Origin of the sequence: Blautia sp. OF03-15BH (assembly GCF_003463065.1) — a bacterium.
Classification (GTDB): domain Bacteria; phylum Bacillota; class Clostridia; order Lachnospirales; family Lachnospiraceae; genus Limivivens.
Genome location: NZ_QSCM01000026.1, coordinates 22,091 through 35,217, shown reverse-complemented (window position 1 = coordinate 35,217; position 13,127 = coordinate 22,091). Strand labels below are relative to the sequence as shown.

Genomic DNA, 13,127 nt, shown 5'->3' with positions numbered 1-13,127 from the left:
GAAACTGTATTTTCGGACTATCTTGCTATAGTCCGAAATGTTGGGAATGTTTTAATTAATTGGAATCGAAACAGAAGAAGCGGAAGATGAAACTGGATTTTTCCAATTCCGTGCAGTTGGATTTGGTCAGCAGATTTGGAAACCGATACTGGATGCATCTCTGGAGGCAGGAGCACAGTGGGTCGTTGTAGAACAGGATGAACACCATGATATTCCTTCTATGGAATGTGCTCGGATGTCGAGGGAATATCTGAAAATCATGGGGTGGTAAGAAAAGTTATAAAAATCAGGTTTTGTGAAATCAGCAGCACAATAAAAAAGGAGATTGGCTGATAAAAAGCGTCCCCGAAATCACAAAGAAAGTGGTTTCGGGGTTTTTTTATGCCGAAAGTTATGATATGATGCAGGAAAAGTTTTAAATGGAGGGTTTTATGAAAATAACCGTACACATCGTATCACATTCGCATTGGGACAGAGAATGGTATCTGCCCTTTGAAAAGCACAGGACAAAGCTGATCGAGCTTCTGGACACGGCTATGGAGCTTTTTGAAACCGACGAAAATTACCGAAGCTTTCATCTGGACGGACAGACCATCGTTTTGGATGATTATCTTGAGATTCGCCCCCAGAATCGGGAAAAAATAGAAAAGTATGTGAAAGAAGGCCGTTTTCATGCGGGTCCCTGGTATATTTTGCAGGATGAATTTCTGACCAGCGGAGAGGCAGCCGTACGGAATCTTCTTACGGGTATGAAAGAGGCAAAGGAATATGGCGCCGTCTGCCCGGTGGGATATTTTCCGGATGCCTTCGGAAATGCCGGTCAGATGCCCCAGCTTCTGAAACAGGCCGGTATGAAAGCGGTGGTTTTTGGAAGAGGGGTAAAGCCGGTAGGTTTTAATAACGAAACAAAAGAGGGCGGCGCCTATGAATCCACCTATTCGGAGATGAACTGGGAATCCATGGATGGCAGCAGTCTTCTGGGGATTCTTTTTGCCAACTGGTATAACAACGGGGCAGAGATTCCGGTGGAGGAGGAAGCGGCAAAGGCATACTGGGAGGAGCGCCTGAAAGCAGCCCGGCGCTTTGCGGGAACCAGCCAGCTGCTCTTTTTAAATGGCTGCGACCATCAGCCGGTACAGAAGGATCTGGGAGCTGCCATTGAGACTGCCAGAAGATTATATCCGGATATCGAATTTATCCATTCGGATTTTGAAACCTATGTCGATGCAGTGAAAAAAGAACTGGAGAAAAAAGAAAAGGCAGGAAACGCCGGGCTTTCGACGGTCTGCGGAGAACTCACCAGTCAGGAGACGGATGGCTTGTGGACACTGGTAAATACCTGTTCCGCCCATGTGGAGCTGAAAAAAGAAAACCGCCGGGGAGAGACAGCCCTTGAAAAAGAAGCGGAGCCTCTGGCTTCTCTGGCAGCTCTTCTGGGAAAGGAATATCCGGAAGATCTTCTTCACTACAGCTGGAAAAAGCTGATGCAGAATCATCCCCACGACAGCATCTGCGGCTGCAGTGTGGATGCGGTAAATGAAGAAATGAAAACCCGTTTCGCCAAGAGTCTCCAGGTGGCAGAGACGATAACAGAAGAAAGCGCCAGATATCTGGCAGAAGAGATCCGTACGGAAGCCTGTACTGGTATTCCTTTTGTGGTCTTTAATACCACGGGCTGGGAGCGGACAGGGCTTGTCGAAGCCGTGGTGGATTATGAGAGGGATTACCAGCGTTTTCTTACGGAAGGCTATGACCGGATGAAGGCTCTGCCGCTGCCGGAACTGGTGGTAAAGGATGCCGGTGGAAAAGAGATTTCGGCAAAAATCGAAGATCTGGGAGTTCATTTCGGCTATGATCTTCCGGATGACCGTTTCCGTCAGCCCTATATGGCGCGGCAGGTGCGTCTTACCTTTGAGGCGGAAGCGATACCGGCTCTGGGGTATCGTTTCTATACGCTGGAAAAAGGCAGCACGGATACGAAGGAACCCTCCCTTGTCACTGCCCCCAACACCATGGAAAACGCATTTCTCCGTGTAGAGATCCTGGAAGACGGAACCTATCGTTTGACCGAAAAGGCTTCCGGCAGAACCTTTGGCCCTCTGGGATATTTTGAAGATACCGGAGATATCGGAAACGAATACCTCTATGTACAGCCCCAAAATACCGAAGCCATCTTAAGCTGTGGAATACCGGCCAGAATCACGCTGGAAGAGGATGCGCCCTACCGAGCTGTCTACCGCATTGAGACGACGATGGAAATTCCGGAAAGTGCCGATGAACTTCTGGAGGAGGAACGGAAGCGGTGTGCGGATTTTTATGGGAGAAAGGCAGGCCGGAGCAAAGATATGGTATCCCTTTCTCTGGTGACCAGACTGTCTCTGGAAAAGAACGCAAGAGGGGTAAAGGCCGAGACGACCTTTAAAAATCTGGCAAAGGATCATCGGGTACGGGTGATTTTTTCCACCGGTCTCTCGGCCAGGCAGCATTTTGCCGACTGTCCCTTTGAGCAGGCGAAGCGAAACAATCGTCACAGCCTGGCCTGGAAAAATCCCAGCGGCTGCGAACATCAGCAGCGTTTTGTGACCATGGAGGGAGAAGACGGAGGGCTCCTTGCCGCAAATATTGGTCTTTATGAATATGAAATCCTTCCGGAAAAAGACAATGCCATTGCCCTTACCCTTCTTCGGGCTGTGGGAGAGATGGGAGACTGGGGCGTTTTTCCGACGCCGAAAGCCCAGCTTCCGGGCATTCATACCGCCTGCTATGCCATTTATCCCTTTGGAAAAGGAGAGCGTTTCCGGGCATTGAAAGAAGGCGTCCAGTTTCAGTCAGAGCTTCTTTTGGTTCCCACCAAAAGGCATGACGGAAGGCTGCCGGAAACGGGCTGTGCGCTGGAGTTTTCGGGAGAGGCGCTGGAGCTTACCGCCCTCAAGATCAGGGAAAGCGAAAAGACACCGGAAGGAGAAAAAGATCTGATGCTCCGGTTCGTCAACCAGAGCGAAGAGCCACAGCAGTTGGTTCTTAAGAAACCTTTCTGGGCTTCGGCTGCGTTCCTTAGCAATGTCATCGAGGAAGAACTGGAACCATTGACGGAAACCGCATCAGGAACTTACGAACGAAACCTTCGTCCCCATGAGATCCTGACTCTTGGTCTTCGGTGCAGATAATCCTGGGTCTGCGCTGCGCTTCGTTCGGTGCAAAACGATCCTGTCAGGATGCAGTGCCGCTTTGCCCATTCCAAAATAAAAATCCCGCCTCTTCTTTTCAGGTACCATGGAAGAGAGCGGGATTTTTGTAATTGTACAGAGCCAGACAGATTTTTGGCGAGAATGTGAGTCATGCTTGTATGAACGAACATTCTTGATGGGAAAGTTATTCGGCCTTGGTCATCTCAAAAACGAGGGCGATGGGAGCAGTTCCCTGACGGTATCCGGCGGGAACCGTCAAAGTCAAGCCGCCTTTGGTCTCGGTGAAGGAAACTTCTGTTTTGCTGTCCAGCATACAGATTCTGGAAATTTTTCCGGTGTATGGAACGAAAATTTTGGATTCCACGGATTCCTGGGCTACCGGGTAGAGACGAATGGCATAGACCTTCCCGCCCTTCTGGGTAAAGGAGAGATTGCCGCTCTGGTAGGGAGCGCAGACTCTGGTTCCGTAGATGGCTTCGCCGTAGGTCTTCATCCACTGACCGAAACCATAGAGGCTTTCCCGTGCATCTACGGGGATCCGGCCGTCCGGCTGCGGGCTGACGTTCAGGGCCATGTTTCCTCCTTTTGCCACAATGTTCACGAGCAGGTTGACCAGTTCGCGGGGCGTTTTATAATGGTCGCCGTACTCATAGGTGAAGTCGGCGCCCAGGGTCAGACAGCTCTCCCAGGGAACAAAAAGAGGCTCCTCCGGAATACAAAGCTCCGGTGTCACGTAATTCTCATAGGGACCACCGATGGTACGGTCTGCGGAGAGGACCCAGGGCTGGATCTTTCTGGCTTCATCCACAATGCCGCCCAGATCGATGTCCTGCCCGTTGGCTTTGCATACCCAGCCGGCATCAAACCAGAGGATATCCAGTTTTCCGTAATTCCGGCAGAGCTCCAGAACCTGGTTTTTGGTGAATTCCTGGAAACGGCTCCAGATTTCAGGATATTCCTTCGGATCATAAGAAGGACCGCGGGAGGTCAGACCGTCCTTACGAAGCTCCGGATTCCAGTAATCCGGACAGTGCCAGTCTGCCTTGGAAAAATACGCACCGATACCGATGCCCTTTTCGCGGAAAGCATCAAACATGGATTTTACGATGTCTGCATGTTCATTTTCGTGGAACGGGCAGTCCTCGGCGGTAACTTTGTAATCGGTGTAGGCGGTATCCCACAGACAGAAGCCGTCGTGGTGCTTGGTAGTCAGCAGAAGATAACGGAAACCGCAGTCCTCTGCCATCTGTGCCCACTCTTCCGGCTGGAACCGTACGGGGTTGAAGGACTTGTTCAGACCGAAATACTGTTTCTTGAAGGTTTCTTTGTCCTCCGTCCAGTTGACCTGGTGGCGGGACCATTCGGCGTCCTTGTCACTCAGTGCCCAGGAAGCCACCATGCCAAGCTCGCAGTAAAGGCCCCAGTGCATCATGAGAGCCAGCTTCTGGTCCTGGAACCATTCCAGCTTCTCCTGAAGAATGGGCTCTGCGGGACGGCAGTAGGTCTCGGCGGCGCTGTAGTTGTGGACGCCCTGATTGACGATGTCCTGCTCTTTTTCCTCTGTGTTTTCGTTTTCCATTGTGCTCATTTTGAAATCCTCCTTTGTAGAATTGTGGGAGCTGCCTGCAGCGGTTTTGGATGCGGTTAAATGCCTTTGCAGGCAGCGTTGGGAGATAGAACCTTCCGGCAGAAAAGCGGAAGGCGGTTTATCTGCATCATATCACAAACATGTTAAAAAGTCATTCATTATTTTGAATTCTTTGTTCATTTATTTAAACGTATGTTGATCGAAATGTTCATAAAGAAGGAAAAAAGTTCTAAAAACAGACATTTTTTTGCTTTTTTCGATGACGGAAAGCATGAAATATGATAAAATAAAGTGTTAATCCTGCTGGCTGTCTGGCAGAGGAGTGATCTGCAGGCCAAAACCCGTGTCAGGTATGGAGCGGAGGAGGGCAGCAGTAAAAACAGATAAGGGAAAGAGAAGATGAATTTGCGTAGAAAGATTTTGATTATTGAAGACAACGAATGGAACCGGGCGCTTCTGGCGGAGATCTTATCTTCCGAGTACGATACGCTGGAAGCGGAAAATGGAAAAGCCGGTCTTGAGATCCTGGAAAAAGAGAAAGAAAAAATCTCTCTGATCCTTCTGGATATCCGGATGCCGGTGATGGACGGATACGAATTTCTGGATGTGGTGAAAAATAACCCGGAACTGGCAGCCATTCCGGTGATCGTCACGACGCAGAGCGAAGGAGAAAATGACGAGCTTGAGGCACTGGAGCACGGAGCGACGGATTTTGTGAGCAAGCCGTATAAGGCACAGGTGATCTTGTGTCGTGTGGCCAGCATGATCCATCTGCGGGAAAATGCAGCGATGATCCATCTGTTCCGGAAGGACCGGACGACAGGCCTTTACAGCAAGGAATATTTCTGTCAGAAGGCCGAAAAGATCCTTCAGGAAAACCCGGACAGGATCTATGATATCATCTGCTCAGATGCAGAGAATTTCAAGCTGCTCAACGATTCCTTCGGTATGCAGACCGGGAACCGGGTGCTTCGGATCATAGCGGAGATCTGCGACGCTCATGCGAAGGAACGGCATGGGATCTGCAGTCGTTTTTATGCAGACCAGTTTGTCTGCATGCAGGAACATCAGGAAAGCTATACAAATGAGTTTTTTGAGAAGCTCACTGCAGAGGTCAGAGAAAAATGCGGCATCAGCAACATTGTGATCAAATGGGGCATTTATGTGACTGACGACAGACAGATCTCCGTGGAGCAGATGTGTGACCGTGCGCTGCAGGGAGCCAGAAGCATCAAAGGACAGTATGGACGGTATTTTGCCTTTTATGATGACAAACTTCGGGATGAAATGCTTCAGGAGCAGGCGATCCTGGACTGCATGGAAGAGGCACTGGAGAAAGGACAGTTCCAGGTAAAGCTTCAGCCGAAATACAAAGCTTTTGGAGGTCTGCTTTCCGATGCAGAGGCGCTGGTCCGCTGGTTCCACCCGGAACTTGGCATGCAGTCTCCGGCAGTGTTTATCCCTCTCTTTGAAAAAAACGGTTTCATTACCAGGCTGGATCAGTACGTATGGGAACAAGTCTGCCGGCTGATGCGGCAGTGGGACCGGGAAGGGCTGGAGCCGGTCAATGTTTCCATCAATGTTTCCAGGGCGGATATCTACAACGTAAATCTGGCAGATACCCTGCTGGAACTGGTAAACCGCTACGGGATCACACCAAAGAGGCTTCATCTGGAGATCACGGAGTCGGTCTATACGGAAAATCCGGACGAGCTGATCCAGACGGTGACGAAGCTGAGGGAAAATGGCTTTGTCGTCGAGATGGATGATTTCGGAAGCGGTTATTCCTCTCTGAACATGCTGAACCGGATGCCCATGGATATCCTGAAGCTGGATATGCAGTTTATCCGTACTGAAATGGAAATGCCGGAGAGCCGCAGAACACTCCGCTATATCATCGGTCTGGCACACTGGCTGGACCTGAGCGTGGTGGCGGAAGGTGTGGAGACAAAGGAACAGCTGGAACATCTGAAGGATCTGGGCTGTGATTACATTCAGGGATATTATCTTTCCAGGCCGCTGGATCCCGCCGATTTTGAAAAGCTGCTTCGGGAACAGTTCTTAAAAAAGGAGAACAGGGAGCGGAATTTCCGGCTTGCCGGTGAGCAGAAGGAGAAAAAGGGAATCCTTCTTCTGGCGGATGAACGGATAGAAAAGAGGGAACGTCTGAGCAGACTTTTTGAAGGCAGCTATGAATTGGTCACAGCTGTCAATGAAACAGAAGTCCTGCGGAACATTGAAAGCTTTGGAAACCGGATTGCCGCTTTTCTGGTCGGCATGAAGGCGGTCCGCAGGGATGAACATTCCGCGTGGAAGCTCATCCAGCGGGAGAAAAAGGTCTGGAAAACACCGGTTCTTGTCATAGGAGATGAGGACGAGGAGACAGAAAAAGAGGCCCTGGAGCTTGGAGCGGACGAGTATGTTCCTGATACCAGACTTGGTGAGAGTTTCCGGCTCCGGGTAGAGAAGATGCTCCGGCGGGAACGGGCAGATGAAGGATATCTGAATAACGTGGCAAGGGAAAAACGTTTCAAGGAGCAGCAGGAATTTCTGAACACCACACTTCCTGGCGGCATGATCGGCGGTTATCGGGAGAAAGGTTTTCCTATTTATTTTATCAATCAGAGTCTGATCAGCTATCTGGGCTACGAAGACCGGGATGAATTTCTCAAGGATGTAAATGGCTGCATGGAAAACGGAGTTCATCCGGAGGACCGGGAGCGGGTCAGCCGGCAGGTGAACGAAGAACTGGATAAACAGAACCGGTATTCGGTCGATTACCGGATGAAGAAAAAGGACGGTACCTATATCTGGGTCCATGATACGGGCTGCAGCATTGAGACGGAGGACGGCAGAGAAGGGCGGATGGCAGTCTGCCTGGATGCTACCGAGGATAAGAAGCGGGAACAGAGGGAAAAGGAACTCTATGAAAAGGAACTGGGCTATTTTACCCGCCTGAACTTCTCAGAGGGCGGTATGCAGGGATGGGTCAATCTCACCACTAACCGGATGGAAAGCTGTGTGATGACTTCTGATCTGGTGGCAACGCAGCTCGGTGAAAGCTTTGAGGACATGATAGAACGGCTTGCAGCTTCTGCGGTGGATCCGGAAGAGGGCATTTCTATGCGCGAGACTATGCAGCGGGATAAAGTTCTTCAGAATTTTTATAATGGAAAAGAAGAGTATCATTTTGAATTTCATAGAAGAAGAGAAAACGGTACGATTTTTTACGGGAGCACGGATTTCCGTCTGTGTCTGAATCCGGAGAACGGTGATGTGATCTGTTTCATCTATACGCTGAATTTGACCGAACAGAAGATGGAAGATCTTTTGCTCCGCAAGGTGACAGCGATGGAATATGATCTGATCTGTGATATCGATCTGAAGACCGGAAAACACCATTTGGTGGAGGTCAAGGAGAAATGCCGGGAGAATGTATTGAAAGAAGGCATTTTCATAGATGAGATCGGGAAGATTGCAGAACGTTTCATGGACGAAGAGAACAGGGCGTGGTATCTTAAGAATCTTCAGACAGATTATATCCGCCGGCAGCTGGAAGATCAGGATAGCTACAGCTTCCTTCTAGAGCTGACGGATGAAAAGGGGATCCACCGGATAAAAAAGTACCAGCTTTTCTATATCTCAAAGGAACTGGAGCGGGTCGGAATGGCCCGGGTAGATGTAACGGATGTGGCATCCGGGAAAACAGCCGCCGGCAGGAGCTCCGTCTGCTCCATGAAAGAGAACGGAAAGTATCAGAAAAGCTACGGATCAGGCAATGAGCCACAGGAAAGGAAAGAAAAATGACTGCAAAAGAATTTTATGAAACCATCGGACAAAACTATGAAGAAGTGCTGGAGCGTCTGGCAGGCAGTGAGGCGCTGGTCTTGAAATTCCTGAAAAAATTCAGTACAGATAAGACCTATGCGGCACTGGAGGAGGCAATGGCGGAAGGAGAGGCGGAGATGATCTTCCGTCAGGCTCATACTTTAAAAGGGGTGGCTGCCAACCTGGGATTGAAACCCCTGTTTGAACACACACAGGTTCTCGTGGAGATTACCCGCCACGGCGGAACCGAAGGAATTCAGGAAGCTTTTTCCAAGATCAAAGCGGACTATGAAGAAATGATCCGCCTCATTGATCAGGTGGAATAAGAACAGGCTTGAAAAAGAGACACCGCAGCAGAAAGTACTGTTCAGGATTGCGGGAGCATGAAATGCGAAACAATCCGTATATCATAAGATGGAACTATTCAGGAGTACAGATTTTTTGATGTTCTGAATGGTTATTTGGTTTTGAAAATTATAAATGGGGGAGGGAGAATAATGAACAGAACAAAAACAGGAAAAACGGAACAGCGGCTTTGCATGGAATCCAAGACCTTCCGTTCTAGCTTCCGGTCGATCCTGACCATTCTGCCTGTGTCCATCATCCTAATCGTTGTTGCAGAGGTGGCGTCTCTTCTGATGATGGACCGGTTATCCGGGGATTTTGAAAGCCGGACGGTGAGCAGGGTTTTAAATCAGGTTGACCAGGATTTCCAGCAGGCTTATATGATTTCCCAAAAACTGAAATCGGATGAGACACTGCTTTCCTATGTGCGGAAGTCAGAGCGGGATTACTACAGCGAGTGGGAAGTGTTTGACCGGCTTCGTTCTATCATTTCCGGTTACAATAATATAGAAGAGATCTATCTCTATTTTCCGGCTTATGAATATGTAATCTCCAGTGACAGCGGCGGTAAAGAAAGCAGAGTTTTCCAGGCAGATAAATATGCGGACAGTTACGATGAATGGCTGGACGCGCTGAATAACGGAGTCATGGGACAGTTTCAGACCATTGCCGGAGCGGATGGAAAACAGAAAAGTATCATCACCACGCAGCTGACCAATACCGACAGTCTCAACATGGCCCGGGCAGTGGTGGTCTTAAGTGAAGCATATCTGGAGGATCTTCTGAAAGGTTTAAGCCTTCGGGGAGGGGAAGAAGCCTTTGTCCTTTCCGATAATGGACTGGTAACCGGAACACTTTCCGGCCAGGGCGATGAACTGGCCATTCAGCTTCAGAACTGCCGGGAAAAGAATCTTTCCGACCTGCATATCGGGGAGAAAAATTATAAACTGAACTTCTCCCGTTCAGCCAAAACCGGACTGGTCCTGGTGTATGCCGTTTTGAAAGGAGCCAGCTATTCGGCGACCGCTTTCGCTAAGTTTTTTGGAGTGACGGTTTCTGTGGTGGGAGCGATTTTTCTTATCTTTTTGTGCTTTCTGGTGGCTAGAAGAAACTATCTGCCGATCCAGTATCTGCTCAACAGCGTCAGGGATGCCGATAAAGATCTGGAACAGAGTCAGGTGATGGATGATCTGGGAGATCTGGAGATCTATGTGAAAAAGACCATCCGGACCCGGCAGGAAATGAATGAAAAGATCCGGCAGTATGAAGCGGATATGCGGGAGCTTTATCTGGGGCAGTTGCTCTTTCAGGGGAAGCTGACAGAGGAGGAGTCTCTGAAAAGCCAGCTGGATTTTACCGGAAACCGCTATGCCGTCCTGATGTGCGTGTTTGAGGAGACGGAAAGTGTGGAGGAAGTGCTGGAAGAAGGTGTCGCGGAGGCAGATAAACGGGAGATTCTCAAGGAATATATTCAGGAGTGTTTTCCGGAGCTTTCCCGTTTCTATGTATTGGAGGGGAGAGATGGCTTCTTCTGCGTCCTGAATGGAGACGGGGAGACAAAGGAAGCCTTCCGGCAGCAGCTTTCCGCCGAGCGGGACCGGATGAAAACTCTTCTGGCAGACGAAGAGAAGATTTTCTGTAACTGTTATCTCAGCGAGAGCGGAGAAGATCTGGAAGCGGTTCATAAAGGTTACGAAGAGGTCAGAGAAAAATTTGTACACAAAGAGATTCAGGATAAAACGGAAGAAAATGAAAACTGTTCCTTGGAGCGGATCCTGGAGTTTATCCGGAAGAATCTTTCCGACGAGAACCTTTCCGTGAATGGCATTGCGGAGCAGATGGGCGTTTCCCCCTCTCACCTTTCCCGATACTTCAAGCATCAGATGGGAAACGGTGTCCTGGAATACATTCATCAGAGCCGGGTGAACCTGGCGAAGGATCTTTTGAAAAATGCACCGGAGATCAAGATCCGGGATGTGGCAGCCAGAAGCGGTTTCTGCAACATTACCACCTTTATCCGAGTATTCAAAAAATACGAAGGTGTGACTCCGGGGCAGTACCGGGAAGCGCTGGAGACCAAAGAAAAGCTGTAAAAGTATACAAAACGATTTTTCAGAGGGATGGGCATTTTTGCACAAAGGAGTCTGAAAAACAGCTGCAGAAGAGAAAAAAACTTCCCAAAAGAGGATATCAGGAAAAAGAAGAGGCAAAAAAGAATGATCAATTTCTGATATGCCTCTTTTTTTCTGTTAAAAATGGTTTATTCTGGGATGAAAAAAACAGGAAACTGTGCAAAATACACAAAAACGATTGTTCGAAATAAAGGAAAACAGTGAAGAAAATGGAAGTACACGGAAAGAAATGAAGATAAAAATCTGGAAAAAACAACAAAATGACCAAAAAACAGTGTTTAAAAAGTGATAAAACTAGGAAAAATGTGTTTATTTACGAAGGGATAGCCGGAATGTTATAGTGATTTCACCAACAAAAAGGAACGGCTCAGAAGAAAGGAAACGGATGCAGGGGAGTCCCCCAAAGCCCGGGAGCCGAAAAGAAAAAGGAGGAAGTAAATATGGTAGGAAGAAAGAAAGTCACCGCCAGCGTGCTGGCAGCCCTCATGGCAATGGGAACTCTGACCGGAACCGCTCTGGCAGATCCGTGTCCGAGAAATGAGCAGGGATATCCGGATCTCGGCGGCGAGACCATCACGATCTGGTTTGCAATGACCAGTAATAATGCCCAGGCCACCAGTAATATGGAAGATTACCATGTGATCAAGGACATCGAAGAAAAATTCAATTGCAAATTTGAATTTATCCATCCGCCGGTAGGACAGGAGCAGGATAACTTTACCATTATGATGGCAGATTCCACCCTCCCGGATATGATCTTCAGCCGTGGAATCGATCAATACTATCCCGGTGGCATTGAGATGGCTTATGCAGACGGTGTGCTTTATGACTATACCGATTACATTGGAGAAGAGTACACGCCGAATTTCTGGAATCTGATCAAAGACGATGAATTCCTGAAAAAAGCCGTTACCGATGATGAAGGTCGTATCATCCGTCTGGGCTCCAAAATCTGCGGAAGTGAAGAAGCAGATCTGACCTTCACCGGCGCTTTGATCCGGAAAGATTATCTGGAAGCCACCGGTCTTGAGGTACCGACCACCATTGATGAGTGGACCGCTCTTTTTGAAGCAATGAAGGCAAACGGTGTCGAATATCCCCTGGCTGTCCATGGTTCCGGCGGAAATGACCTGGGCCCGCTTTTCACCACCAATATGTTCTCTTCCGCTTATGGAGTTGCGGCTGATGATTACTATATCAAAGACGACGGAACCGTTGGTTTTGGCCCTTATGAGGATTCTTACAAAGATTACCTGGCACTTTTGAATCAGTGGTATGAGGCCGGTTACATCAATCCGGATTTCACGACCCAGACCGAGAACGACATCATGTCTCTGACTTCCTCCGACCGTGTCGGCGTTGCCATGACTCATCTTTATACCTATGGAACCACCTATTATGTAACCACCGAGAGTGAAGATGAGAGCAAGGCTCTGATCCCGGCTCCGGCTCCGACTCTGAAGGAAAGCGATACGCTCGCAGCGCTTCGTACCAGCAGCAGAGGACTTGGCGACTATAAATACATCACTGCTGACTGCAAAAATGTAGAAGCCTGCGTGGCCCTTCTGGACGCTCTGTATCTGGAAGACATCGACCGCGAACTGGCCAATGGTGAAGAGGGTGTCGGCTATCATATGGAAGACGGTGTTCCGGTGATCAATGCAATGCCAGCGGATGCTTCCAAGGACGAGCTTCTTGGCGCCGCTCCGCAGCAGTGGCATGCTTATGAGGATACCGATCTCGATTACATCCTGACTAAGAAATACAACAAAGGCTGCCAGCCGGATGCACTGACTCTGTGGAAAGAGCAGGGAACCTCTCAGACCCTCTCCAACTTCATCCTTTACAATACCGAAGAGGCTGAGACCAGAAGTTCCTATCAGGCAGACGTGGATACCTATGTAAAAGAAAGCCTGCTGAAATTTGTTATGGGCAAAGAGCCGTTGGAGAACTTCGAGACCTTCCAGCAGAATCTGAAAGATATGCACATCGAAGATCTGATCGCAGTAGAACAGGCTGCTTTGGATCGTTATAACGCAAGATAAG

At 49.0% G+C, this 13,127-nt stretch carries 6 protein-coding genes; 5 read left to right on the top strand and 1 reads right to left on the bottom strand.

What is annotated here, in order from left to right:
* Positions 1-431 precede the first annotated feature (431 nt).
* Entirely contained in the window at positions 432-3,167 is a 2,736-nt protein-coding gene (locus DXA57_RS16175) for an alpha-mannosidase (RefSeq protein ID WP_117768304.1), read from the top strand.
* Between the two features lie 205 nt (positions 3,168-3,372).
* Here DXA57_RS16175 and DXA57_RS16170 read toward each other — a convergent pair whose 3' ends face one another.
* The gene (locus tag DXA57_RS16170; RefSeq protein WP_243005816.1) at positions 3,373-4,776 is read right to left on the bottom strand and encodes an alpha-L-fucosidase; all 1,404 of its coding nucleotides are present in this window, start codon (positions 4,774-4,776) and stop codon (positions 3,373-3,375) included.
* A gap of 399 nt (positions 4,777-5,175) precedes the next feature.
* Here DXA57_RS16170 and DXA57_RS16165 point away from each other — a divergent pair, with 399 nt between their 5' ends.
* The 4 genes from DXA57_RS16165 (at position 5,176) to DXA57_RS16150 (ending at position 13,126) form a co-directional block, all read left to right on the top strand.
* Positions 5,176-8,583 carry an EAL domain-containing protein gene (locus DXA57_RS16165; RefSeq protein WP_117768301.1) on the top strand — a complete coding sequence of 1,136 codons (3,408 nt, stop codon included), beginning with the start codon at positions 5,176-5,178 and terminating at the stop codon, positions 8,581-8,583.
* Positions 8,580-8,930 (top strand): Hpt domain-containing protein, encoded by a 351-nt coding sequence (locus tag DXA57_RS16160; RefSeq protein WP_117768300.1) that lies wholly within the window; start codon positions 8,580-8,582, stop codon positions 8,928-8,930. Before DXA57_RS16165 ends, DXA57_RS16160 begins: the two co-directional genes overlap by 4 nt.
* Positions 8,931-9,101: 171 nt before the next feature.
* Positions 9,102-11,042: an AraC family transcriptional regulator gene (locus DXA57_RS16155; protein WP_117768299.1), complete on the top strand. Its 1,941-nt coding sequence runs from the start codon at positions 9,102-9,104 to the stop codon at positions 11,040-11,042.
* A gap of 479 nt (positions 11,043-11,521) precedes the next feature.
* Positions 11,522-13,126 (top strand): extracellular solute-binding protein, encoded by a 1,605-nt coding sequence (locus DXA57_RS16150; protein WP_117768298.1) that lies wholly within the window; start codon positions 11,522-11,524, stop codon positions 13,124-13,126.
* Position 13,127 lies beyond the last annotated feature (1 nt).

Coding starts and splice junctions, on each gene's coding strand:
- DXA57_RS16165 (WP_117768301.1), top strand. CDS start 5,176: ATGAATTTGCGTAGAAAGATTTTGATTATTGAAGACAACGAATGGAAC.
- DXA57_RS16155 (WP_117768299.1), top strand. CDS start 9,102: ATGAACAGAACAAAAACAGGAAAAACGGAACAGCGGCTTTGCATGGAA.
- DXA57_RS16170 (WP_243005816.1), bottom strand. CDS start 4,776: ATGAGCACAATGGAAAACGAAAACACAGAGGAAAAAGAGCAGGACATC.
- DXA57_RS16160 (WP_117768300.1), top strand. CDS start 8,580: ATGACTGCAAAAGAATTTTATGAAACCATCGGACAAAACTATGAAGAA.
- DXA57_RS16175 (WP_117768304.1), top strand. CDS start 432: ATGAAAATAACCGTACACATCGTATCACATTCGCATTGGGACAGAGAA.
- DXA57_RS16150 (WP_117768298.1), top strand. CDS start 11,522: ATGGTAGGAAGAAAGAAAGTCACCGCCAGCGTGCTGGCAGCCCTCATG.